Annotated in this window: 35 protein-coding genes, 1 tRNA gene and 1 pseudogene; 8 read left to right on the top strand and 29 right to left on the bottom strand. The window is 40.7% G+C overall.

Annotation, left to right across the window (positions count from 1 at the left end):
• Window positions 1-11: 11 nt before the first annotated feature.
• The 26 genes from AFK25_RS02370 to AFK25_RS15030 all read right to left on the bottom strand — a co-directional run bounded on the left by AFK25_RS02370 (window position 12) and on the right by AFK25_RS15030 (window position 12,129).
• The gene (locus AFK25_RS02370; RefSeq protein ID WP_035064622.1) at window positions 12-1,835 is read right to left on the bottom strand and encodes a phage terminase large subunit family protein; all 1,824 of its coding nucleotides are present in this window, start codon (window positions 1,833-1,835) and stop codon (window positions 12-14) included.
• Complete coding sequence (locus AFK25_RS02365; protein WP_205626201.1) at window positions 1,810-2,415, bottom strand: hypothetical protein; 606 nt, start codon at window positions 2,413-2,415, stop codon at window positions 1,810-1,812. Before AFK25_RS02365 ends, AFK25_RS02370 begins: the two co-directional genes overlap by 26 nt.
• A gap of 165 nt (window positions 2,416-2,580) precedes the next feature.
• Window positions 2,581-2,647: transfer RNA gene (locus tag AFK25_RS02360), tRNA-Arg, on the bottom strand.
• A 34-nt stretch (window positions 2,648-2,681) separates the two neighbouring features.
• Window positions 2,682-3,122, bottom strand: coding sequence for a hypothetical protein (locus tag AFK25_RS02355; RefSeq protein WP_035064619.1), 441 nt, complete (start codon window positions 3,120-3,122; stop codon window positions 2,682-2,684).
• Between the two features lie 216 nt (window positions 3,123-3,338).
• Window positions 3,339-3,632: a hypothetical protein gene (locus AFK25_RS02350; RefSeq protein WP_035064616.1), complete on the bottom strand. Its 294-nt coding sequence runs from the start codon at window positions 3,630-3,632 to the stop codon at window positions 3,339-3,341.
• Between the two features lie 151 nt (window positions 3,633-3,783).
• On the bottom strand, window positions 3,784-4,326 hold the full coding sequence (locus AFK25_RS02345; RefSeq protein ID WP_035064614.1) for a site-specific integrase: 543 nt from the start codon (window positions 4,324-4,326) through the stop codon (window positions 3,784-3,786).
• Window positions 4,323-4,766: an ArpU family phage packaging/lysis transcriptional regulator gene (locus AFK25_RS02340; RefSeq protein ID WP_035064612.1), complete on the bottom strand. Its 444-nt coding sequence runs from the start codon at window positions 4,764-4,766 to the stop codon at window positions 4,323-4,325. The genes AFK25_RS02345 and AFK25_RS02340 overlap by 4 nt, the downstream gene beginning before the upstream one ends.
• 23 nt (window positions 4,767-4,789) lie before the next feature.
• Window positions 4,790-4,984, bottom strand: coding sequence for a hypothetical protein (locus tag AFK25_RS02335; RefSeq protein WP_035064609.1), 195 nt, complete (start codon window positions 4,982-4,984; stop codon window positions 4,790-4,792).
• A gap of 136 nt (window positions 4,985-5,120) precedes the next feature.
• Window positions 5,121-5,855, bottom strand: a complete 735-nt coding sequence (locus AFK25_RS02330) for a BRO family protein (RefSeq protein WP_035064606.1) — start codon at window positions 5,853-5,855, stop codon at window positions 5,121-5,123.
• An 11-nt stretch (window positions 5,856-5,866) separates the two neighbouring features.
• Complete coding sequence (locus tag AFK25_RS02325) at window positions 5,867-6,127, bottom strand: hypothetical protein (RefSeq protein WP_049720853.1); 261 nt, start codon at window positions 6,125-6,127, stop codon at window positions 5,867-5,869.
• A gap of 41 nt (window positions 6,128-6,168) precedes the next feature.
• Window positions 6,169-6,450, bottom strand: coding sequence for a hypothetical protein (locus tag AFK25_RS02320; protein WP_035064604.1), 282 nt, complete (start codon window positions 6,448-6,450; stop codon window positions 6,169-6,171).
• Window positions 6,451-6,671: 221 nt separating this feature from the next.
• On the bottom strand, window positions 6,672-6,866 hold the full coding sequence (locus tag AFK25_RS02315) for a hypothetical protein (protein WP_035064601.1): 195 nt from the start codon (window positions 6,864-6,866) through the stop codon (window positions 6,672-6,674).
• Window positions 6,867-6,905: 39 nt separating this feature from the next.
• Complete coding sequence (locus tag AFK25_RS02310; protein ID WP_035064598.1) at window positions 6,906-7,115, bottom strand: XtrA/YqaO family protein; 210 nt, start codon at window positions 7,113-7,115, stop codon at window positions 6,906-6,908.
• A 355-nt stretch (window positions 7,116-7,470) separates the two neighbouring features.
• Window positions 7,471-7,731, bottom strand: coding sequence for a hypothetical protein (locus AFK25_RS02305; RefSeq protein ID WP_035064595.1), 261 nt, complete (start codon window positions 7,729-7,731; stop codon window positions 7,471-7,473).
• A 1-nt stretch (window position 7,732) separates the two neighbouring features.
• Window positions 7,733-8,212 (bottom strand): dUTP diphosphatase, encoded by a 480-nt coding sequence (locus AFK25_RS02300; RefSeq protein WP_035064592.1) that lies wholly within the window; start codon window positions 8,210-8,212, stop codon window positions 7,733-7,735.
• Window positions 8,212-8,376, bottom strand: a complete 165-nt coding sequence (locus AFK25_RS15040) for a hypothetical protein (RefSeq protein ID WP_165569755.1) — start codon at window positions 8,374-8,376, stop codon at window positions 8,212-8,214. Before AFK25_RS15040 ends, AFK25_RS02300 begins: the two co-directional genes overlap by 1 nt.
• A 93-nt stretch (window positions 8,377-8,469) precedes the next feature.
• Window positions 8,470-8,640 (bottom strand): Fur-regulated basic protein FbpA, encoded by a 171-nt coding sequence (locus tag AFK25_RS14705; RefSeq protein WP_240483379.1) that lies wholly within the window; start codon window positions 8,638-8,640, stop codon window positions 8,470-8,472.
• The gene (locus AFK25_RS02295) at window positions 8,637-8,837 is read right to left on the bottom strand and encodes a hypothetical protein (RefSeq protein WP_019417148.1); all 201 of its coding nucleotides are present in this window, start codon (window positions 8,835-8,837) and stop codon (window positions 8,637-8,639) included. The genes AFK25_RS14705 and AFK25_RS02295 overlap by 4 nt, the downstream gene beginning before the upstream one ends.
• Before the next feature lie 9 nt (window positions 8,838-8,846).
• Complete coding sequence (locus AFK25_RS02290) at window positions 8,847-9,839, bottom strand: DnaD domain-containing protein (RefSeq protein ID WP_035064590.1); 993 nt, start codon at window positions 9,837-9,839, stop codon at window positions 8,847-8,849.
• 62 nt (window positions 9,840-9,901) lie between these two features.
• The gene (locus AFK25_RS14970; protein ID WP_128713007.1) at window positions 9,902-10,105 is read right to left on the bottom strand and encodes a hypothetical protein; all 204 of its coding nucleotides are present in this window, start codon (window positions 10,103-10,105) and stop codon (window positions 9,902-9,904) included.
• A gap of 10 nt (window positions 10,106-10,115) precedes the next feature.
• Window positions 10,116-10,448 (bottom strand): zinc-finger domain-containing protein, encoded by a 333-nt coding sequence (locus tag AFK25_RS02285; RefSeq protein ID WP_035064587.1) that lies wholly within the window; start codon window positions 10,446-10,448, stop codon window positions 10,116-10,118.
• A gap of 4 nt (window positions 10,449-10,452) precedes the next feature.
• Window positions 10,453-10,707 (bottom strand): hypothetical protein, encoded by a 255-nt coding sequence (locus AFK25_RS02280; RefSeq protein WP_035064586.1) that lies wholly within the window; start codon window positions 10,705-10,707, stop codon window positions 10,453-10,455.
• Between the two features lie 266 nt (window positions 10,708-10,973).
• Window positions 10,974-11,126, bottom strand: a complete 153-nt coding sequence (locus AFK25_RS15035; protein WP_165569754.1) for a hypothetical protein — start codon at window positions 11,124-11,126, stop codon at window positions 10,974-10,976.
• Window positions 11,127-11,139: 13 nt separating this feature from the next.
• Window positions 11,140-11,364 carry a hypothetical protein gene (locus AFK25_RS02275; RefSeq protein WP_009362114.1) on the bottom strand — a complete coding sequence of 75 codons (225 nt, stop codon included), beginning with the start codon at window positions 11,362-11,364 and terminating at the stop codon, window positions 11,140-11,142.
• A 13-nt stretch (window positions 11,365-11,377) separates the two neighbouring features.
• Complete coding sequence (locus tag AFK25_RS02270; protein WP_035064583.1) at window positions 11,378-11,899, bottom strand: helix-turn-helix domain-containing protein; 522 nt, start codon at window positions 11,897-11,899, stop codon at window positions 11,378-11,380.
• Window positions 11,900-11,952: 53 nt separating this feature from the next.
• On the bottom strand, window positions 11,953-12,129 hold the full coding sequence (locus AFK25_RS15030; RefSeq protein WP_165551154.1) for a hypothetical protein: 177 nt from the start codon (window positions 12,127-12,129) through the stop codon (window positions 11,953-11,955).
• 129 nt (window positions 12,130-12,258) lie between these two features.
• Here AFK25_RS15030 and AFK25_RS14700 point away from each other — a divergent pair, with 129 nt between their 5' ends.
• Complete coding sequence (locus AFK25_RS14700) at window positions 12,259-12,519, top strand: hypothetical protein (RefSeq protein WP_081957664.1); 261 nt, start codon at window positions 12,259-12,261, stop codon at window positions 12,517-12,519.
• Here the strand turns inward: AFK25_RS14700 and AFK25_RS02260 are convergent.
• A complete protein-coding gene (locus tag AFK25_RS02260; protein WP_035064579.1) occupies window positions 12,473-12,814 on the bottom strand; it encodes a hypothetical protein in 342 nt (113 codons plus the stop codon). The two genes, AFK25_RS14700 and AFK25_RS02260, sit on opposite strands and share 47 nt — an antisense overlap.
• 37 nt (window positions 12,815-12,851) lie before the next feature.
• On the bottom strand, window positions 12,852-13,079 hold the full coding sequence (locus tag AFK25_RS02255; protein WP_035064576.1) for a helix-turn-helix transcriptional regulator: 228 nt from the start codon (window positions 13,077-13,079) through the stop codon (window positions 12,852-12,854).
• 175 nt (window positions 13,080-13,254) lie between these two features.
• Here AFK25_RS02255 and AFK25_RS02250 point away from each other — a divergent pair, with 175 nt between their 5' ends.
• From AFK25_RS02250 to AFK25_RS02220, 7 genes and pseudogenes are all read left to right on the top strand, one after another.
• Window positions 13,255-13,659 carry a helix-turn-helix domain-containing protein gene (locus AFK25_RS02250; protein WP_035064573.1) on the top strand — a complete coding sequence of 135 codons (405 nt, stop codon included), beginning with the start codon at window positions 13,255-13,257 and terminating at the stop codon, window positions 13,657-13,659.
• A 99-nt stretch (window positions 13,660-13,758) separates the two neighbouring features.
• On the top strand, window positions 13,759-15,309 hold the full coding sequence (locus tag AFK25_RS02245; RefSeq protein ID WP_035064570.1) for a restriction endonuclease: 1,551 nt from the start codon (window positions 13,759-13,761) through the stop codon (window positions 15,307-15,309).
• 268 nt (window positions 15,310-15,577) lie between these two features.
• A pseudogene (locus AFK25_RS14695) lies at window positions 15,578-15,748 on the top strand (excalibur calcium-binding domain-containing protein); the annotation flags it as partial.
• 211 nt (window positions 15,749-15,959) lie between these two features.
• A complete protein-coding gene (locus AFK25_RS02235) occupies window positions 15,960-16,406 on the top strand; it encodes a DUF6978 family protein (protein WP_035064564.1) in 447 nt (148 codons plus the stop codon).
• Entirely contained in the window at window positions 16,406-17,185 is a 780-nt protein-coding gene (locus AFK25_RS02230) for a DUF1829 domain-containing protein (RefSeq protein ID WP_035064562.1), read from the top strand. Before AFK25_RS02235 ends, AFK25_RS02230 begins: the two co-directional genes overlap by 1 nt.
• A gap of 81 nt (window positions 17,186-17,266) precedes the next feature.
• On the top strand, window positions 17,267-17,746 hold the full coding sequence (locus tag AFK25_RS02225) for an ImmA/IrrE family metallo-endopeptidase (RefSeq protein ID WP_035064559.1): 480 nt from the start codon (window positions 17,267-17,269) through the stop codon (window positions 17,744-17,746).
• Window positions 17,747-17,803: 57 nt separating this feature from the next.
• The gene (locus AFK25_RS02220; RefSeq protein WP_035064556.1) at window positions 17,804-19,357 is read left to right on the top strand and encodes a recombinase family protein; all 1,554 of its coding nucleotides are present in this window, start codon (window positions 17,804-17,806) and stop codon (window positions 19,355-19,357) included.
• Here the strand turns inward: AFK25_RS02220 and yhbH are convergent.
• Window positions 19,354-20,523: a sporulation protein YhbH gene (yhbH, locus tag AFK25_RS02215; protein WP_035064553.1), complete on the bottom strand. Its 1,170-nt coding sequence runs from the start codon at window positions 20,521-20,523 to the stop codon at window positions 19,354-19,356. The genes AFK25_RS02220 and yhbH overlap by 4 nt on opposite strands.
• Between the last annotated feature and the right edge of the window lie 188 nt (window positions 20,524-20,711).

Genomic DNA, 20,711 nt, shown 5'->3' with positions numbered 1-20,711 from the left:
CCTCCTTCCTATCAAAGACTGACTCCGCGGCTGATTAACCGACGTCTACGTGGCGCACCAGTCATTGGAGCGTTTTGTTTAAAGTAGTCCCGTCTCTGTGATTTAGCAAGCAATTCTAAATTCGGGTTCAGAATTTCAAGAGCAGCTGTCGCATAGTTACGACAGTCGAGAGGTTCATTTCGTGTTCCAGGACGCTTCACCCACTCGAATCTTGGACGCCCTTTGTGATATCGAATAACCCTTTTTTCTGATGTCAATCCATCAAAGTATTTTTGATCATATCCCTTTTCTGGTTCGATCGGAAAATGGCAATATCCCGCTTCACCAGGAAATTGCACTTTTAATCTCGATAAAATCAGTTCTTTCCCAGCATCAACTCCGATAGTAAATAGAGGCACACGTCTTCGATTCGTCCTACTAGCACGACTGACAATAGGAACTCCTTCACCGCCTTGTCCCTTAATCGCAAAAATTCTTCGATGCTCACGCGGTTTACAAAAATCATAAACTTCTGTTGTGAAATGCCCTCCAGAGTCAATGCATGTACAAGCTATTCCGATTCCAACACCATCTGCATATTTCCATGTTCTACTCAAATACTCATCTAATTGTTGCCATACTGCTGGTTGTCCAGGATCACCATAAATAGTGCGATATTCGATTCCCCATGATTCCTTGCCAATACCCCAGCCGACAACCTCTATTTCAAGTCTATCATCCTGAACATCGACGCCAGCTGTAAGGAGTAATACACCATCTGGAACTTCGCAGTTATATCTTTCACGGCGATTAGAAAGCTGATCGGATTCTATTCCATCTCCTTGCTCTTCCCATGTTTCTCCAAGAGTCGTATTGACCCACGCCTTTAACCTTTCTGGTCCTCCTGCCTTTGCTTCTTTAAACTCCTCAATGATTGTAGACCATCGTTTCCAAGGGCTTGCTAACTCGTTTAAGTGAAATCCTCGAACTTTTATATTTTGTTTTTTAGCCATCCATTTCCCTTGACCGGATTTCCACTCAAATTCGCCGTGACGAGCACCACAATGAATACACTCCATTGTGACATCTTCAAAGCGAATTTGTGCCCAGGTCAGAGGCTGATGTTTTCCGCAAGTCGGACAAGGTAAGCACCACTCTTCCTGAGTGCTATTTAAAAAAGCCGCTTCAATGCGGCTTATCCCTTTGATTGTCGGTGTACTCACATAAATTTTTTTGCGATTCCAGAAGGTTGTCGTTCGTTTTTCTGCAAGTGTTAGTGGATCACCTTCAGCACCAGCACTTGCAGGAAAACGGTCAACCTCGTCTGCAAGAAGAATTCTTATTGGTCTACTTGCCAATCCAGAAGGAGAATTGGCTCCAACCATTGTGATATGACCACCTGGAAAGGTCTTGTGGAGCATGGTATTACCACTGTCTCGACTTCGTGCATCAGCAACCTTTCCTTGTAAGGCTGGTGAATCACGAAGCATAGGAGCTAAACGATCCTTCGAGAACGCTTGAGCCATTTGTAAAGTTGGCTGCATAACCATAATCGGAGCCGGGTCATAATCGATGTGATACCCAATGATATTTAGAATAATCTCCGTTTTTCCTACTTGCGCACTCGTCATGACGACAACAGTTTCCACTGCTGGATCATTGACCGCATCCATAATTTCTCGTTGGTAAGGAGCTCGATCTGTTCGCCATTGTCCTGGTTCAGCCGATGATTCAGAAGATAACCTTCTGTATAAGTCAGCCCATTCAGATACTGTCAATTCCGGCGGAGGAGCAACAACTTGCGCAATATCTTTAAATAAGGATTCTGTATCATTTATTTTTCTTTTTGCGGCCATTGCGCTGCGGCTCCTTTTCCGCTATCTCCTCATCTGCCTCTTCGTTATTTTCTTCCTCCGTATCGATTGCTAATTTATCTTTGCTTTGCGCATAAAATACGTGAGGATCATATTCGGACAGCTCCTGAAGGGCCTCATACACCTCTTTCTTGATAATATCTTGCACAACCGCCAGATCCGTTTGCGAAAGTAGTTGAGGTGCAGTTTTACTGGGGATGGCTAATACCCGAGCCCGAAAAGCTCCTAACATATTATTCATTACACGACGAACATCTTCAGAGCGATGTAGTTCCCCCCGCATAATCTGTAACTCTAACTCCACCTTCTGGCGATTCGCCCTTGTTAGAAGGGTTTTCTCTTTCGTCAGGTCGAGCTCCTCTTCGGTTTTCTCAGCTTGCGCCTTGATATACTCTATGTATCTCTGAACGGATGCTTTTAAGTCATATTTACCTCGGTTGATTTTAACCAAAGCATCCTCTTTTTCGAGTTGCCGAATTCGTCGGTCACTTAAACCAAGAATTTCCGAAATTTCAGCTGTTGAAACGACAACCGTTTTTCCCTTCAAATCCTTATCTGACAAGGGTTTCACCACCTTTCAATGGAGTTAGTTTATATGGCCAAAAACGGAAACGGAAATGCACTTTTTTGCCCTGTCGCTAGCCGTTTTTCGGGGCTCGCACGACCCGCACCCAAAGTTATCCACAGAAGGAACCGCGAGTTATCCACAGCTATTTTGGCTTTTCAGCGCCCTTGCCAGGACTCGAACCCGGACTCTCAGGATAGAAGCCTGATGTGCTATCCACTACAAGGGCAAAAGAAAAAAGCACCTCGTTGGATGCTTTTCTGTTAATTAGATAAATTCTGAAATAAACTTAATATTGTGTTTGCAAAACCGTGTATTTTTTGGATAGTTTCTACATCTGTTGTTAGTTGATTTGCCTTATTCATTATTGCTCGCCATTTGTTCTCTGCCTCTTCTTTGCTTTTTGAAGCCGCAATGTCTAGTGACTCTTTTAATAATTCAGCTATTTTCTCTTGACTTTCATTACTTTTAGAAAGTAACGGTACTATCTCACTTAACCCCACCGTATTAGCCTCAATATTTTTAAGTGTTTGCAATAAATCTTTTTTATATTCCTCCTCTTTTTCCTGCTTTTTTTTAAAAGCTTTTTCAATTTCTTTAATGCTTATGATTGTGCTTTGCACTCGAGGTTCAATGTATGGCAAATCTAGTTTAATTTTCGGAACTTCAATACTTTTAATACCTTCAAATGGCTTTTCACTCATTACTTCTCCCTCCTTCCACCTACTCCATTCGGCAAAAGGAGGCATCTTCCTACACAATTCGTTCGTCAAATCTCGACATAAATAATAACCGCCACCTCAAATGAAGTGGCGGCCCGCTTCAACCAAAGTCTTTCACGTTATCATCATAACACCTTTAAACGAAAACGTTGTGCCATCTTTGTGCCAAAATTGTGCCACGATTGTGCCATCATTCGCTTACCAATACCGACTCCCCCGCTTCCTGTTCTTCGTAAACATCCGCTTGGCCAGCTCGTGCATCTCATCTTTTGGTTTGGCGCGAATGATATTAGATACGTCCACCGTCGTTAGCTTCCGGTTACCGATCCGATAGCCTTTTTTGTTTAGTTCCTGCACCACTTTCGTAACACTCTCCAGCTGCACATACAAATACACCGCTTCTTCTTCCATGGTCGTCGGTGTGTAGCTTTCGATCATCCGAATGTATTCTTGCAAATATTCGATTCGCTTTTTCGCTTCTTCGACTAACACTCGCTTTCCCTCCAATGAGTTCACTTCAATTTACAGACTGATGCACTCGCCCTTTTCATGAACCCCTTGATATTTCTAGCTTCAAACCATTTTCCAAAACGAGTGCACACCATGATTTTTTATGTTGTGCTAATAGCCAAAAAAAGAAAAATCATATCTTGTATTTCATCATCGCCTTGTCCATAGCGTCTTGGTTGACGCCGATATACTTTAAGGTGATATGTGGACTCGAATGGTTAAACAGTTCTTGAAGCATGGCAACGTCTTTCGTTTGCTGATAGAAGTGATAGCCGAACGTCTTTCTAAGCGTATGCGTGCCCACCTCATCCAGCGACACATATTCGGCCGCCCCACGAAGAATGCGATACGCTGTTGAACGATCGATGGGACGATTGCCGCCTTGCCGACTTCGAAAGGCATATTCGCCGTCTTGGAGTGTTTTTGCATACTCGATCAGTTCCTTTCGTATCGCTGGCGGAATCCGAATCCGCTTCTCTTTACGTGTTTTCTTCTCCCGTAGCTTTAAATGCGTCTGTAGCAAATCTTCCTTCTTTAACTGCAATATGTCCGATATGCGCAACCCCGTATTAATTCCGATGATAAACAGGATGTAATTCCGCTTGCTTCTTTGTAGCAAATACTTTTTCATTGCCGCAATCTTTTCTGGATCACGAATCGGTTGAACAAAATTCATTGCTCGTCCCTCCTTCTTTTTCGATATACCTCGATTTCGAGGGCAAATGCTAACTTGTAAAATGCCCTTGACTTCAAACGATAGTAGTTTCTGTGGCTCATTCCTAACTCGTTGTAAACGGCATAATCAAATACCTCTTCCTCGTTCATATATCGCCGAATAATGACTGCTCGCTCCCAGTAATCGAGGCGATTCACAGCCTCAACGATGCGCTGAATGTATACCGCCCGCTCCCGCTCGTAATCAGCATTTCTGACAGCTATTTCTTCGGTTGAGGAATGGAACTGATTTGTTTTTGCAGGAACGAGCGAGTAATGTTGAGTCACCTTTGGCAGCTGGTCTAGTTTCAATGTCAGTAGGAAAATGCGATATTTTTCAAGCGCCGCTTCAACTGCTTTTTTCGTCGCTTTTCTGTCGATTTCAGGTAGCATAAATTCCATCTTCTAAACCTCCGAAATAGTGATTATCGTTGGCGAAATGCGCCACCCTTGCCGCGTCGATAAATCGGACGATAGGCGCCCATTAGCTCCTTAATCTCTCGCTCCGTCAGCCGCTCCTTATCTCTTTTCTTTTTCCGCGCTTTCTTGCGTTTATTTTGGCGTTGCTGAACTTTATTGACTTTCATCCATTTTTTCAACTCTTGCTGGATTGTTCGCATTGTTCCTCTCCCTCTCATTTTTCTAATAAAACAAAAGAGGACACCAATCATACAGAGATAGCCATGCTACTCTGCATAATCGGTGTCCTCACGCTCTCGGTCTTGGACATATTCACTTACTTACCCATATTATACCTTATACTACAGCTTTTTGTAGTAATATTCTAAATGTTTCTCTTCCTTTCGGTGTAACGAGCGTTTGCACATCAGCTCGTCCATTTCGCTCCCATTCCTTCAACTCAAATAGTGATGGCACATATTGAGCGTAAGGCTTTAATTTTCCCTTCTGATCGCGATAAATATATTTCTTATCAATGAGCCAATCAACAAAAGCTTTTGGCCTCACTTTCAATTCTTTGGCTGTGTCACGGAAGTTTGTTAACAAACGACGATCGACAAGCGCGTCAAAATAGTCGGCTTTTGGTTGCATAATGGCAATTTGCTCATTTTGTTTCCTAACCGTTTCTAGTGTAGCGCGGAATAATAGTTTCGTTTGCTCATCTGCATGCTTCAGATACGTTTCTACGAATAAGTCGTCATTCGCTACATAGCCGCCTGTTTTCCGTATGGTCGGAATAACCTCGTGCGTAATCCATCGTTTAAATTGACGCGCTTCTGGCTTGTTACTTGTAAGTATCAAAGAATATAATCCTGCTTCGTTTACAACCGTTGTCTGTTGTTGACGCCCTAGCGAATCGATGAGGTAAACTTTATTTACCTCATCTTCATCAAGCCTAGATACCGCCATTTTATGATTGGAATGGTTCAGTATATCGCAAACATCTTTTGCCACAAACCAAACTTCATCATCTTTTATAATTGTTCGTACTTGATTACCGCTATAGGTAAACACTTTTTGTAATTGATTCATTTCTTGTCACCTCACTCAAAGAAATCGAAACCAACCATATCGTTGAATTCTTGTGTGAATCGCTTTGCGTCATAAACGGCTTGAATCACTTCTTTTAGTGCATTCTCGTATTTCTCAATCTTTGCTTGTTGTTTTTCAGCGATGTTCATGTATAAAATCAGGCCGCCGACAATTTTGTTTGCGATGTCTGGATCAATTTCTGGTGTTGAATAATATTCGTTGATTAGCACCTTGTCATAATACTGTCTTAACACTTTTAAATCATGTTCCATTCAGGTTTCCTCCTGTTTCATAAAATCTTCGAAATGCGACATTAACGATTTAATTTTAGGTCTAACTCAAACTGTTGATTTACTTGATCGATATAATCTTCTAATTCCGTTAAACCTTTATTATAATCTGCTTGAGATTGAATGACTTCAAACGTTACTTTTGTTCCATTTTTATTGGGTTTATTCCATCGTTTAGGTTTTTGCCCTTTGTTCAGCATGCTTAGCCATATATGAATCTTTGCAATCTCATACTCCATTGCAGGCAATTTGTTATTTAACAGTTCGTATGAAATCTGACCACCAGTGACAATAAATTTACTCATTGTTTTTTCACCCCTATATCGCTTTATGTGTCGAATAAGTATTAAAACGGTAAGTCATCCTCATACGGCCATTTACTGCGTGCACCCCAGAAACATCATCTTCTGAAATTGGTGGCAATGTAATCAAACTATCACCTCATGCTACAAATCTTCTTTTGATGGAGAAATCCATACTCTACTATACTTTTCAGTCAACTGATATTTCGTCATTTTATGCAATCTCACTTTTCCCACTCCATTTTTTCTCCACAGTAAGGGCAATGAAGTATTCCGAATCCATTCGCTAATTGCTCCCACACCTCATTAGAAGATACATAAAATAAAATGAATTCTGCGTGACATTTACTACACACATTAACAGGAAGTTGAATATTTAAACTAACTTCAACCTTATCTCCATGTTTTCTCATTACCATATTCCCCCCCTCCTAAAACGGCAATTCATCTATTTTCACTCAAAACAACTCGCTTTCCTCATACTTAATCCGTGCCGTCTTGCCTTTCGCCGTTTCAATGATCGTATATCCATGCTCAACCGCTTCCGCTACTTTCGCTTTTCCTTGCACACCGTCGATGACAATCACAAGCACCTTCCCTGGCACAACGGGATGCGAAACGGTCATGTTATCTATATCAATCTGCAATTCTTGCGCTCTTTTACTCACCGGAATCCCTCCATATGGTATAATTGAGGTGGACTGTCGGGAGAGATCCCGGCTTTTTTTGTTTTATCGTTTTTAACGCTGACTTAGCAAATAAACCAAAATCATTGTCAATAGCACTCTGTTTACATCTAGTTCAAGCCATGTAGCTACTAAAATCGCTGCCATAACTAATAGCGTGCTGAATAGTGTTTGCTTCAATGCTTTTAGCATGATTCACCTCACATTTTTATCACTTTCCATCCACGTCGAATCCTACTTTGCAACTCATACTTACGCAATGGCTCATAAACATAAACAGCATCACGATGTTCCTTGCGATATAAAAGATACCATCTGGCTTTCCGCTTACGACGTTTCATTCAACATTCACGTCCGAATTTAGCTTCTCAAGCGCAACTAAGTGTGCATATTTGAATTTCAGCACCTCACAATAGACGACGGCATCGATCATTTCCTGCTGCAAGTGTTCCAGCCAGCCGACCAATGTGTAGTCACTTGGGTTGACGGTTGTTCCGTATTTTTCAATTCCCTTTTCGGTTTGTGTTTCGAGCAATTTTTGTACGTTGCGAAGTATTTGATTCTTGTTTAGTTCTTCCATCCAATGCTTTGCATCCATCTCAATACCCACTTTCTTGGCGGTGATGGTTGACTGCATTTTTGCGCATATATGCTTCTTCAACATCATTCCAAGTGAATCCGAGCATTTCCATCAATCCGACGTAGAGATTGAACGTCCATTCCCATTGCTCTTTAATGTTCGCTAGTCTTGCTTGGTCGTATAACGCTAAAAATTGTGCATCGAGCGACGTTTTTGTGATCGGAATGATTTCAATCGACGTTTTCACATTAATTTCGTTTCCGATCGACAAAAGAAAATGCAATACATCCGCGCCTTCTTCAAGAATTTTCTCACGTGATGAAGGTCCTTTGTTGCTCCAAAATTTAAAGCAACGAGTTTCGTTTGCCAGCTCCCCGATCTCTACGAGTAAAGCCAACAACTTGGAATAAATTCTTCTGTCATCAGGTTGCCTTGGATGCTGCTTTTCAATCCTCTCATCCAGTTCCCGCTGCATCTCAAAAAGCTTGGATAAATCCATTATTTTGCTCCCCTTTTCTTTCTGTTTTGCGGCCATCGCCAGTCGATTAGCCGACGATTGTCTTCGTCATAATATTTCTTGCGAGGACGATTTCGGTACGCTTCAAGCTCTTCTGGCGTTAGGTAACTGACGACAACTGGGCCATGTAGCGACTTACGACTCATCACAAATCCTCCAATCGTTTTTGTATCTCTTTTAGCGCCATTTGTTTATATCGAATCGGGCAATGTTCATATCGCACGATAACGTATAATTGTCTAAGCGTTGCTTTTGACCAGTTCATTACGTTCTCCCTCCGCTCGCTCGTATTCCCGTTGAATTTCTTCGATCGTCAGTTTTGATAGTGCTCGCCCGTCTGTTGCAACGAAAACGCCCTTTCGCCGTAGACGCTGAATCAATACATGTTTGAGCAAAAGCAACTGCTTCACCTCCGCAAAAAGCGATCAAGTTTTGACGGCGAATATGGCTTGCCGTTGATTTCAAGCGACACAAGTCGTTCTCTAGTAATCTCGTATCGCTCTAATACATCACGTAACGCTGTTTCGGATTGAATGCTTCCAGTGAAACCAACGATTCGCCCAACGTCGTTTCGATACTCCAACCGAATCCAAATCGGGTACGGCATAGCGTTCACCTAGTCATCATTGCGATATTTTTTCAGTCGCTCTTCTAACTCACGCCGTTTGCGTTCGAGCGCTTCTTGATCCGTCTCGGCTTTTTGTTCATATTGCGAATAATCGGTGTTAAGCCAGTCTGGAACGATCTCCGTTCGAACAGCTTTTTTCCCATTCGTGCTAGAGCCGTTGCGTTTCTTTGCTTGCTGCTCTTTAAATGCTTTTTGCGCTGCCTGCACTTGTTCAACCGTTTGATATCCCTTGTCTACCCAGTCGCGCAAAATGGTTTCAACGTACTTCCATGTCTTGACGCCATTTTCTACTGCAATTTTCATCGCTTCTAAAACTAGCGCTTCGGATGTGTCGTCGATCCATGTTGAAATTTTTTCGCTTATGTAGCTTCCGATTGCACCAAAGCCGTTTTGTTCGAAAAAAGTGAACGGATTCTCTTCGCGCACGCGCTCGTCTTCTTCTACTTCTTCTTTTTTCTCTGTAGTAATCTCTGTAGTATTCTCTGGTATTGGTCTGTTCAAATTGAGCGCCTCGTCTGTCCAATTTGAACAGATGGACTGTTCATTTTGACCAGATGGACTGTCGATTTCGTCAGTCGTCTGTTCATTTTGAGCAGTCGAGGTGTCATTTTGAACAGTCGTTTGTTCACCTTGAACACTCACTTCATAGACTGGATTTTCTAATTGCGCCAATTTGTCATAGTCGATCCGATACCACTTCGTTTTGTCGATCTTGGAGCGATTGAAATTGCCTGCAATAATGAGCCCTTGCTTTTCAAGTTTTGTGATAATGCGGCGAATCGTGCTTTCCGACCAGAATGGGAATTGCTCTTGCCATTCCTCGTATGTGTTATATACCCACTTATGCCCTTCGTGAATGTGATTGCTGCGCTCAAGCCAGTAGTGCAACTGTTGTAACACGATGCTTTCATTTAAGCCGATCGTAGCCGCTAGTGACGGTAAAATCACTAACGGCTCTTCATCCAAAAGAAGTCTTGCCATGTATATCCCCTTCCTCCCTTGCAAAACCTTGCAAAATAGTGTATGTTGTGGCATGATAAAACCTAGAAGTCTGAAATAAAAACCTGTATATCACCTTTTCCTAGCTGATCGGCTATTTCTAACGCGATTTGGCGGCACTCGGACACAGTGAGCGCGTGAATGAGTGCCGTGTGGATCGTTTCGAAATAGCCGTTCTTCTTTGCTGCGAACTCTACTTCAAATAGCATATTTACACGCATGAAGCATACAATGTAGTGATGCTTCATGACCTCCTTTCTAACAAGGTAAAACATTCTTTTTCTCAAGCTGTCGCAACTTTGAATACACAGATAATTCACTTCGTTCCAAGCGTGCAGCAAGCTCTGGAACATCGAAAATATCTTTATGTTGCCATAGGTAAAACTCTTCCTCTTCGGTCCATTTACCTCTTTTTATGCGAGGGCTTTCTTTCGATAACAACACAGATAGCTGTTGCATTCGCTTGCCGATCGGGCAACTGATTACACATGTGCTTTGTGTACTACTATGCCGTTCTTTACATCCTGCACACTGTGTATCTAGCAATTTCAAAATTTGTAGCCGAATTTGCTTTTTCTCTTCCCTTGTCACACCATCACCCCAGCAATCTTGACACAAAGTCGATTTGGATGCCGCGGTTTTTCATGTCAGCGACAACTTCAAAAAGCTGTGCGCGACGTAATTTCTTTTGTTCGATTGCTTGCAGTTCGTCTAATAAAAAGCGTAGCTCCGACATTTCAATTTTCGCCGTTTCATAGTCGCGGTTTTGAAGAGATTCTTGTATGTATTCGACGCACCGCGATGCTTTTTGTAACAAATCCGCTTCTTGCAAAAAGAGCATATCTTGCATAACCTCTTCCTCCTTCTGAATGAATGACTAGACGTCTTCGCAATGACCATACATGTATTTTGGCGCGGCTCCCCTTTCGGATCGTCGCCCGCTCTCGCTCGGTCTAGTGTGCATACGCACCGATTGAAGTACAAGCTCGTGGGCTGGGGGACACACCCACTTTCAAGATGGGAGATATCTTTTGCTTGTACTCCAATCGGCAAGCATGCGCTTGCCCTTCCTTTCTCGAATCGTTTATGCTAGAATATGATTAGGTCAAAGGATGATTATTTATGAGCGATGGCTAGTGTTGGCGCACTGGCCATTTTTCTTTTGTACCATTCCTTTTTTAACTCCATTTCTAACACCAATATTGCTGGATCATTGCGCAACTCCGCGCAAAGCTTTCTGACCTCGCTTGCTGTTAAACAAAAACTCATTGTTCTCTCCTCCTCAAATTAATTCTTTTACAGATGGACATTTATATTGCTCCACGTACTCTGGATGATAGTAAGCCTTCACAAGAACATTGATTGCATCAACATATGCTTTGCATGCTTTGTAACTTGGGCAATCAGAAAGTTTTTTGTATCCTCCTTTTCCGTCTCTCCATTCTTCACGCAACCACTCCAATTCGGCTGCCAAAAACGTTTTTAAACTATCAATCGCATGATCCATTTTGCTCCCTCCCTTATCTCTTAATAAAACCTTTTGTTTGCAACTTTGTACGATGCTTTTGCCACATCTTTAACCAAGAAAAGCCATAATCAACACATATCACCGCAACGTATTGCGTAAGCGCTACAATTGCATCAATCGCTTGTAAAATCGCTTCTTCCAAGTGCTGTTTGTCGTAATCTCTTATCGCTCGAGGATGATTTGCCACACATACACTTTCGATTGCTTGTAGCGCTTCGGTTAGTTCCTCTTTTGTTTTCATCGCCACACTTGCTCGGTGTAGATCGACCACCTCGCCGTCGAGCTTCACCGGTCCCCATCCTGTATATTCCGCCGCCGCTTCCAGCGCCACCCACGGATTGTTGTGCTTATCGGCAAAATATTTCGATATGTTCGGCTGCACCCGATACCGTCCGTTTTCTTGCTGGGAAACTGCTTCACGAGATTCATAGATTTCAAATGAAAGCTGTTGTTGTGTCATCCCTGTCGCCTGCCGAGCCGCTTTCACCGCATCGGCCGCTCTACCACGTTTCATTTTCTGTTCTCCCCCTTCTACCATCGATTGTTAAACGTTGTGTTATGTTATGATTAAGAGCTTGGCTCTTTTGGAACATAGCAGTCCATCACTGCTTTTGCGATTTGTTTCAATACTGGATTCCCTTTTTCCCATTCTTTTTGAAACCATTCTTTTCGTTCGTCAGCACTCATAAGTACTAACGGGGAGTGAATAATAACAGTGGTGTTCCCGTATTTGAATTCCTTCATGCCCGCATTCCCCCTTTGTTCATGTGTATGCGGGTCATCGTGATGAATTGTTGACATTTCTTCACCTCAAATCTTGTAGGAATTTCCTCCCTTCGTGTCGAATCAACTCGAAGAGAGGAGGTGAAAAACATGCAATTCGATGGTGCATTAGTTAAAGAACAAGGTGTTACTTTTGCTATCGTTGTAGTTAAGAGGCATGTACTAAACAATGCCATTGAACGTGAGGAAGCACGCGAAGCTTTTAGTCGCTATTTTCCGTTCGGCATTCCTATTATTTTAATGGCTCAAGACTCGCGAGGAATTCCGACTTATCACGGAAGAAAAGACATAGTGGAATTCCTTGCTAGCATTCATCCGAGCCAAATTCCTTGGAAACGTTATACGGTTTAATTGGCTCAGCAAATAAATTATTTTGCACTTTGTCTAAGTCGATAATTGGCGCTTTGTCCAATATAGCTTGGAATTCTTCCGAAGTTATTGCGACATTACCTTGCATTGTTACTTCAGCCGTCGTTGTCGCGGTGGCTTCTTTTTCTAACTTGTCGTTAGCCTTCGCCCAAAATTCCGGGAACAGCTCTTTGTGAAGCAGATCGACCGCTTCTTTTAGGTCTGCTTCACTAAAATTGTTTTGTCTTAACATGAGATGAAAATGGGCGATAATCACGTATTTGTTTAGAGCGCTCATCTTACTCACCTCCTTTCATGTCATGGGGATTGAGTTGTCAAGGAGCTAGTTTTTGTTCACCACAGGTTAACTCACTGCCCAAAAAAATATTGTCTGGGCTAGTATCGAATACTTGTGCTATTTTCACAGCCAACTCATAGTTTAATCGCCGTTTTCCGTTCTCAATCATCCAGTAGTATTCTTTAGAAATGCCGACTAAATCGGCAACTTGTTTACAACTAAGTCCTTTTTCAGTACGAATACTTTTTAATTTATCCAAAACCAATCGTTTATCACCTCTCTTTGTTAACATCAAGTTAACTTAATTATAATTAACCTATTGTTAACTTTCAAGTATTTTTATAAAAAAATTTCTATTTAGTTAACAAAACGTCTTTCCTCTTTATGTTATCTATTTGTTAACTTATAATTATTATGAACACGAGAAAGAGGTGTTTTATGTGTTAGGTGACCGTTTAAAAAGGTTAAGGTTAGAAAAAAAACTCACCCAAGAAGAACTAGGAAAAAAAATAAATGTCACAAAAGTATCCATATCGGGATACGAGAATGGGAATCGAACACCTGATACTGAAACACTTCAAAAACTCGCCGATTTTTTCAACGTCACCACCGACTACCTACTCGGTCGCACGGATGATCCGAATCCGCCAGGGAGCGACAATGAGGAATTAGGAACGCTGGCAAGGATTAATCAACTCATTAAAGAATATGGCATCGAGCAAATGGGCTTTTTCGATATCGAGAAGTGGAAACAGCTTTCTGAAGAGGAAATCGAAGAGATCGTGAAGCATTTTGAATGGGTAGTACATAAGGCGAGAGAAAAGAACAAAAGCAACAAAGAATAGCCACCTAAGACGTCATTCACGTACTTTAGGTGGCTTTTTATATCATACTAATGGAAAAATTATCAAATGAAGTAAGACTAAGGGGGGCAGCACCAATAGATGGCTAAAAGATTTTACTACGAAGAAACAATTTATAACGATTATCTTGGTAAAGTAAAAACCATTAAAGCTCAAAGTTTATGGGAACTTGAATTAAAAGTTGAAGAACAGTTGGCAAAGTGGGAGGCCGAAGAAGAAAGACAAAGAAAACGAGACGCTATTCTCGATATGAAAGACGAGGCTGAATTTGAAACCGAACTCGCTCGAAAAAAAATTGAAGAGTACAAAAATATTCTTAACCACACCTTAAATTTAGACGATAAATTGGACTGGGAAAAGCAAAAGAAAACCAAACCGTTTCGCCCTTCTGAATTTGATAAACACGATCTTCAACACTTTTTTCAAAAGCATAATGTTCCAAAAAAATCTTTTGTGGAATACATATTCCCTTTTTTAAGAAAGAAAAGAGAAAGATTAGAGAAAATAGCACAAGACGATTACAATCAACATCTCATAGAATATGATGAGGCTTATAAAGATTATCTAATCAAAAAGGAAAAGTACGAGAAAAAACAAGCTGAGTATAATCAAGAAATCGAGGAATGGCGTAAAAATTTTGAGTCTGGCGATGTAGAGGCTATTGAAAAATACATAAATGTAGTATTAGAAAACTCAACTTATCCAGAAGAAATCAACAAAGAGTATGAAGTTCAGTACCGCTCGGATCTAAAAACAGTAATCGTTTCTTACAAATTGCCAGTTCCTAACGATGTTCCGAAAGCAATCGAATTCAAATATTCACCAAGCAAAAAAGAAATCGTTGCAAGGGAAATGAAAAAGAAAGAGTTTGAAGAATTTTATGACTCGATAATTTATCAGATCACATTGAGGACTATTCATGAAATTTTTGAATCCGTGTATATAGATCATGTCGATATTGTTGTTTTTAACGGTTGGGTTGATTACATTGACGAAGCTACTGGACACGATAACTCATCATGTATTATTTCTGTGCAAGCCTCGCGAAAAGAATTTGAAAGTATTAACCTTGAGCGAGTAGATTATAAAAAGTGTATCCAAAACTTAAAAGGTCTGTTTGCTGGAAAACTCGCCTTTTTAACGCCAGTTAAACCAATTTTAGATATCGACAGAGAAGATAACAGATTTGTGGAATCAAAAGACATTCTGTCTAACCTACATTCCAACCAAAACTTAGCAACTATGCACTGGGAAGATTTTGAGCACTTAGTTAGACAATTATTCGAAAAAATGTTTAACGAAGATGGTGCAGAAGTAAAAGTTACACAAGCAAGCAGGGATGGTGGCGTTGATGCTATCGCCTTCGACCCTGATCCTATAAAAGGCGGGAAATTTGTTATCCAAGCTAAGCGCTATAACAATACAGTTCCCGTATCAGCCGTTCGTGACCTTTACGGCACAATGCTTCACGAAGGGGCAACGAAAGGAATCTTGGTAACAACAAGCAATTTCGGCAAAGATGCACTTGAATTCGTTAAAGACAAGCCCATCACTCTAATTAACGGTCAAGAACTTCTGTATTTGTTTAATAAGTATGGATATAAAGACTTGAAGATAGTCCTTAATAAATAATTCAACTGATATTACTCACAGCCAACACGAAAAGACACCTAAGATTGAATATCGACTAAGGTGTCTTTTTGTTAATAAAGCCATATTAAAAGGAGAAATGTTTCATGACACGCTTACTAACCTTTTTTCTTTGCTCAGCGCTCGTGTTCAGTTTTTCTACATCCGACATTGCTGAAGCTGAGAAAAAACTAGTTCGAAAGCTAAGTCATCTGTAGTAAAGTCATCGAGTTCAAACGCTGCACGTTCGCAATCTCGTGGGGAGTCTTTCGGAAATTGTAAGGAACTTAACTCCAAGTACCCTGGCGGTGTTGCTTTATCTGCAAAAGTAAAAAATAAAGGCGGAAAAACGAAGTTCAAACCTTTCGTATCCCCAGAACTATATAACAAATACAAAAAGAAGATGGATCGGGATGATGATGGCATAGCTTGTGAACGATGACATTTGACATCATAAACAGATTCCTCCGCCCCTTCACAAAGAAATTTGTGATTGAAAATCGGGTGAATTCATGGAAAGCCTAAGTCGATAAGATACGGTAACCATGAGCCAAGTCACAGGAATGCCGCTATATAAACGGAATTTTAAAAAATAAAAACGTAACTGGCGCCATTTAACAACCGTGGCGTCCTTTTTTAGGAGGAGAATAAAAATGTTGAGTCAACAAGAGGCAAATCGGTTATTAGACATGATTAAACAAATTATTTCTACAGAAAACCTGATTACTTTTCCGGAACCTGGTCAATACTTAACACTAGATGTTCAATCTAATGACGAAACAGAAAAGTTCATCATAGATATTAACCGAAAAGGCAGTATAAAAATAACGAAATGTACCTATCAGACAAGATATAAAAAGAACATTCCTCTCATAAGAATAGACATCGATGGTCAACCACATACTAACCCAGACGGTACTGAAATTCCTTGTCCGCACATACATATCTATAGAGAAGGCTTTGGTGACAAATGGGCTTTCCCGCTCGAAGAGCACATTGCAACAAATCCTCAAGATTTACTTATGGTATTAATGGACTTTTTGCGATACAATCGTATTGAAAATATATCTGAATTTGATTTTCAAGGAGGGTTCGTATAATGCCACTGGCCAACCAGTTGAAAAATGCCTATTTAGAATGGCTAAACCAAAAACTGAATATGAAAGATTTGGATAGTGGCATTATCGAAATCACTTCTCCATTAATGGATCGACATAATGATCACTTGCAAATATATGTGATACCTCAAGAGGACGGAAAATTAAAATTAACAGATGATGCCTATATCCTATCTGATCTAATGATGATGGGCTTTGAATTAAACTCTTCAAACAAAAGAAAGGAAATATTTAATACCATTATTAATGGCTTTGGTGTTAAATATTCTCCTAAGACTGATGAATTATATACCATAGCAACCTTAAACGACTTTCCGCAGAAAAAGCATATGCTTTTACAAGCTATGTTAGCCGTAAACGATATGTTTATGGTTTTGCGTTCTAACATTGTTTCTATCTTTTTTGAGGAAGTTGAATCATTTCTATATGAAAATGATGTAAGATACACAGACAATGTATCTTTTATCGGCAAAACAGGTTATAGTCATAAATTCCATTTTCTTGTTCCAAAATCCAAAAAGAAACCTGTAGATCGAATTATCCAAACCTTAAATAACCCAACTAGAGATAAAACTCAAAACCTAATTTTCGCTTGGAGTGACACAAAAGAAACAAGAAAACATTCATCACAACTATTTGTTTTTTTAAATGATACAGATCGTAATATTGATACAGAAGTAATCCATGCTTTTGAAAGTTATGACATCAGTCCTATTCTTTGGTCAAATAGAGAATCTATACTGTCGGAACTTACCGCCTAAAGCCTTTTATTGCAAAGGCTTTTTCTTTTTCTTGCCTAAACAAACATTTGTTCGTATAATTTCCTCTAAGGAGGGGATTTTATGCAATTATGTCATTACTACACAACCGCACTTGAGGACTGGGTAACGAACTTTTATAAAAGACTCGGTATCTTCCATCCTTCACACATTGATATTGAATACATAGCGCGACGGATGAATATTTTCTTGCGTGAAAAGCCGTTTCCGTCTACACATCAAGTTTTCGGGCGATTCCGCTGCATCGTTGTCGATTCCCGATTGTCGGAAGAAGAGAAGCGCGAAGCTTTCTTTCATGAGCTTTGCCATATTCTCCGCCATGTCGGCGTGCAGAGCATGATGCCAGAGGCGTTCCGAGAACTGCAAGAACGTGATGCGAAGCTTTTCACGAAATACGCAGCCATTCCATATCATATGCTTGAGTTCGTCGATTGGAATGAACGATACATAATCGAGCAAATGGCTCACATGTTTAAGGTGACACCAAAGTTATGCGAAGAACGTTTAACACAAATTCAAAATCGCACATTTGCTTATCAATAACATTAGGTATTTGTATATGTGTACGGTTGGTTTTACAATAGTGTAGAGGTGATTTTTATGTACAGACCAACCAACCTCGATGTCTTTATATACCTCCGCAAAAGCAGAAAAGACATCGAAGAAGAGAAAAAGGCAGCCGAAACAGGCGCATCATATGACACGCTACAACGCCATCGTGATACGCTGCTTGCCGTGGTGCGAAAAGAAGAACATAACATCATCGACATCTTTGAGGAAGTTGTTTCTGGCGAGTCAATTGCAGAACGTCCGGAAATTCAAAAATTGCTACGGGAAGTCGAATCGGGCGTTGCCGATGCTGTGCTGGTCATGGACATTGACCGTCTTGGCCGCGGTGATATGCTCGATCAAGGGATTTTAGACCGCGCATTCCGCTACTCTGGTACAAAAATTATCACACCAACAGAGGTGTATGATCCCGAATCAGAAACATGGGAATTGGTGTTTGGAATTAAATCTCTTGTTGCTCGCGAGGAACTAAAAACAATCACAAAACGCATGCAGCGCGGTCGCCGTGCTTCCGCAGCTGAAGGAAAATCTATTTCAAAAAAACCGCCATATGGCTATCTTCGCGACGAAAATCTCAAGCTGTATCCTGATAAAGAAACCGCATGGGTAGTCGTGAAAATATTCGAGATGATGAGAGATGGACATGGTCGCCAAGCGATTGCTGCCGAGTTGGACAAACTTGGTGTAAAGCCGCCTGATGAAAAACGAGAATTTTGGTCTCCTTCAAGCATTACGGCCATTGTAAAAAACGAAGTTTATATGGGTCACATCATTTGGGGCAAAGTGAAGTACGTCAAACAAAACGGAAAGTACAAGCGCAAAAAAATGCCGTCAGAACGCTGGCATGTGAAAGAAAATGCTCATGAGCCGCTCGTATCAAAAGAATTGTGGGAAGCAGCGAATAAAGCCCATACAGCCCGTTGGCGGCCGTCTACGGTCGAAAGTAAGGTATTATCCAATCCTCTCGCTGGATTGCTTAAATGCGAGGTTTGTGGCTACACGATGTGGTATCAGCCGCGTAAAGATAGACCTAATGCTCTCATTCGTTGTGCAAACCCTAAATGTAAAGGAGTACAGAAAGGCGCTTTGCTCCCTCTTGTCGAAGAACGCATATTGCAATCACTCGCGGAATTCGTTGACCAGTTCGAAGTGCAGGAGCAAATGCTTGAGAAAAGGGAAAAACAATCTGTTATTCCACTCAGACAAAAAGCGCTTGAGAAAAAAGAAAAAGAACTGAGAGAACTGAATGTGCAGAAAAACAACCTTCACGACTTCTTGGAGCGAGGAATTTACACAATCGAGGTGTTCCTAGAACGACAGCAAAATATCGTAGCACGCATCAAACAGACGCAAGAGGAAATCGAGCAACTAAAACAGGAGATTGAAAAAGAACGATTAAAAGAGAAGAATATTAATGAGTATGTGCCAGCTGTCAAAAAAGTTTTAGAAGCATACCGAAAAACAGATGACATCGAAAAGAAAAACCGCCTTCTCAAGTCGGTGCTTGAGAAAGCGACATACTTGCGGAAACCAGAATGGACGAAAAAAGATCAATTCATAATACAAATTTATCCTAAAATCTAGCGCGAGGCAACAGCCTCCTTTTTTTGTGACGAGAAGAAATGCTTCAACGCCTGGAACACATCAGATTTTTGCTTTAAAATGTAATAACTAAAGCGTTCGTCTTTAATATTTTGATACGCCCTCATAAGTGTAGAGGGTGTACGATTGTACTGATTCACTTCTCCATATCCAAACATATTCGATACTTTCATTAACTCTTGCACAAGTTTGACGCAGCGAGCGTTATCAGATGTTAAATTATCGCCATCGGAAAAATGGAACGGATAAATATTATATTTTGTCGGTGAGTATTTTGTTTCAATCACTTCTAGCGCTTTGCGATACGCTGATGAACAAATGGTTCCGCCGCTTTCTCCTTTTGTGAAAAATTCTTCTTCCGTTACGATTTTTGCCTCGGTATGATGAGCGATAAAAACAATATCGACTGTTTCATATTTCGTGCGCAAAAATCTCGTCATCCAAAAGAAGAAACTTCTAGCCATATACTTTTCCCATACGCCCATCGATCCGCTCGTATCCATCATCGCAATAACAACCGCTTTCGAATCTGGCTTAATGACTTCATTCCACGTTTTAAATTTTAAATCTTCTGGATAAATTGGATAAAAGCTTGGATTACCACTTAATGCATTTCGTTTAAACGCAGCCATCATCGTTTTTTTCTTATCAATATTCCCCATTAATCCTGTTCGACGAATATCATTAAATTCGATATGTTGAACAACATGATCTGCGTGTTGCTTTTTCTTTAAATCCGGAAGCTCCAATTGACTAAACAAAGCTTCCTCTAGCTCCATTAAAGACACTTCCGCTTCGTAATAGTCTTGCCCAGCTAGATCACCTGCTCCTTGCCCTTTGCCTGGTCCTTTTTGACCATCACCAGAACCGTCGCGCGCAATCACATCGCCAACTTGACTGTCCCCATCGCCTTGGCCGACATGTTTATTTTTGTCATAGTTATAACGAATTTTATATTCATCTAACGAACGAATCGGTATTTTTATGACATCGCGACCATTAGACATAATAATGCTTTCTTCTGTAATTAATTCACCAAGATTATTTTTAATCGCTTCTTTTACCTTTTCTTCGTGCCGTTTTTGATCATCGTGGCCTTTTCGATGGAGGGACCAATCTTCCTTTGACACAATGAAGTTTCTACTCATTTTTTCCCCTCCTACAATGTAAAATAATGATGCACACTTTCCCTTTTCCTCGCATACACTATGTTGGCTTTGAAAAATAATGAATGAATGGTTGGTTACTTTATCCTATGCAGCGATCGAAAAAAATTGACAAATGATTTCGAAAATTGCTCGAATCCTTTTCCATTGGACAAGCCTGTTTTCTAAGA

The organism is Anoxybacillus gonensis (genome assembly GCF_001187595.1).
GTDB classification, from domain to species: Bacteria; Bacillota; Bacilli; order Bacillales; family Anoxybacillaceae; genus Anoxybacillus; species Anoxybacillus gonensis.
This window is presented reverse-complemented; position numbering and strand designations above follow the sequence as displayed.

Excerpts from the sequence above, each read along its gene's own strand:
- AFK25_RS02370 (WP_035064622.1), bottom strand. The coding sequence starts at position 1,835 with ATGGCCGCAAAAAGAAAAATAAATGATACAGAATCCTTATTTAAAGAT.
- AFK25_RS02355 (WP_035064619.1), bottom strand. The coding sequence starts at position 3,122 with ATGAGTGAAAAGCCATTTGAAGGTATTAAAAGTATTGAAGTTCCGAAA.
- AFK25_RS02345 (WP_035064614.1), bottom strand. The coding sequence starts at position 4,326 with ATGAATTTTGTTCAACCGATTCGTGATCCAGAAAAGATTGCGGCAATG.
- AFK25_RS02340 (WP_035064612.1), bottom strand. The coding sequence starts at position 4,766 with ATGGAATTTATGCTACCTGAAATCGACAGAAAAGCGACGAAAAAAGCA.
- AFK25_RS02335 (WP_035064609.1), bottom strand. The coding sequence starts at position 4,984 with ATGCGAACAATCCAGCAAGAGTTGAAAAAATGGATGAAAGTCAATAAA.
- AFK25_RS02330 (WP_035064606.1), bottom strand. The coding sequence starts at position 5,855 with ATGAATCAATTACAAAAAGTGTTTACCTATAGCGGTAATCAAGTACGA.
- AFK25_RS02325 (WP_049720853.1), bottom strand. The coding sequence starts at position 6,127 with ATGGAACATGATTTAAAAGTGTTAAGACAGTATTATGACAAGGTGCTA.
- AFK25_RS02320 (WP_035064604.1), bottom strand. The coding sequence starts at position 6,450 with ATGAGTAAATTTATTGTCACTGGTGGTCAGATTTCATACGAACTGTTA.
- AFK25_RS02315 (WP_035064601.1), bottom strand. The coding sequence starts at position 6,866 with ATGGTAATGAGAAAACATGGAGATAAGGTTGAAGTTAGTTTAAATATT.
- AFK25_RS02305 (WP_035064595.1), bottom strand. The coding sequence starts at position 7,731 with ATGGATGCAAAGCATTGGATGGAAGAACTAAACAAGAATCAAATACTT.
- AFK25_RS02300 (WP_035064592.1), bottom strand. The coding sequence starts at position 8,212 with ATGGATTTATCCAAGCTTTTTGAGATGCAGCGGGAACTGGATGAGAGG.
- AFK25_RS15040 (WP_165569755.1), bottom strand. The coding sequence starts at position 8,376 with ATGAGTCGTAAGTCGCTACATGGCCCAGTTGTCGTCAGTTACCTAACG.
- AFK25_RS02295 (WP_019417148.1), bottom strand. The coding sequence starts at position 8,837 with ATGCCGTACCCGATTTGGATTCGGTTGGAGTATCGAAACGACGTTGGG.
- AFK25_RS02290 (WP_035064590.1), bottom strand. The coding sequence starts at position 9,839 with ATGGCAAGACTTCTTTTGGATGAAGAGCCGTTAGTGATTTTACCGTCA.
- AFK25_RS14970 (WP_128713007.1), bottom strand. The coding sequence starts at position 10,105 with ATGAAGCATCACTACATTGTATGCTTCATGCGTGTAAATATGCTATTT.
- AFK25_RS02280 (WP_035064586.1), bottom strand. The coding sequence starts at position 10,707 with ATGCAAGATATGCTCTTTTTGCAAGAAGCGGATTTGTTACAAAAAGCA.
- AFK25_RS15035 (WP_165569754.1), bottom strand. The coding sequence starts at position 11,126 with ATGAGTTTTTGTTTAACAGCAAGCGAGGTCAGAAAGCTTTGCGCGGAG.
- AFK25_RS02275 (WP_009362114.1), bottom strand. The coding sequence starts at position 11,364 with ATGGATCATGCGATTGATAGTTTAAAAACGTTTTTGGCAGCCGAATTG.
- AFK25_RS02270 (WP_035064583.1), bottom strand. The coding sequence starts at position 11,899 with ATGAAACGTGGTAGAGCGGCCGATGCGGTGAAAGCGGCTCGGCAGGCG.
- AFK25_RS15030 (WP_165551154.1), bottom strand. The coding sequence starts at position 12,129 with ATGAAGGAATTCAAATACGGGAACACCACTGTTATTATTCACTCCCCG.
- AFK25_RS14700 (WP_081957664.1), top strand. The coding sequence starts at position 12,259 with ATGCAATTCGATGGTGCATTAGTTAAAGAACAAGGTGTTACTTTTGCT.
- AFK25_RS02260 (WP_035064579.1), bottom strand. The coding sequence starts at position 12,814 with ATGAGCGCTCTAAACAAATACGTGATTATCGCCCATTTTCATCTCATG.
- AFK25_RS02245 (WP_035064570.1), top strand. The coding sequence starts at position 13,759 with ATGGCTAAAAGATTTTACTACGAAGAAACAATTTATAACGATTATCTT.
- AFK25_RS02235 (WP_035064564.1), top strand. The coding sequence starts at position 15,960 with ATGTTGAGTCAACAAGAGGCAAATCGGTTATTAGACATGATTAAACAA.
- AFK25_RS02230 (WP_035064562.1), top strand. The coding sequence starts at position 16,406 with ATGCCACTGGCCAACCAGTTGAAAAATGCCTATTTAGAATGGCTAAAC.
- AFK25_RS02225 (WP_035064559.1), top strand. The coding sequence starts at position 17,267 with ATGCAATTATGTCATTACTACACAACCGCACTTGAGGACTGGGTAACG.
- AFK25_RS02220 (WP_035064556.1), top strand. The coding sequence starts at position 17,804 with ATGTACAGACCAACCAACCTCGATGTCTTTATATACCTCCGCAAAAGC.
- yhbH (WP_035064553.1), bottom strand. The coding sequence starts at position 20,523 with ATGAGTAGAAACTTCATTGTGTCAAAGGAAGATTGGTCCCTCCATCGA.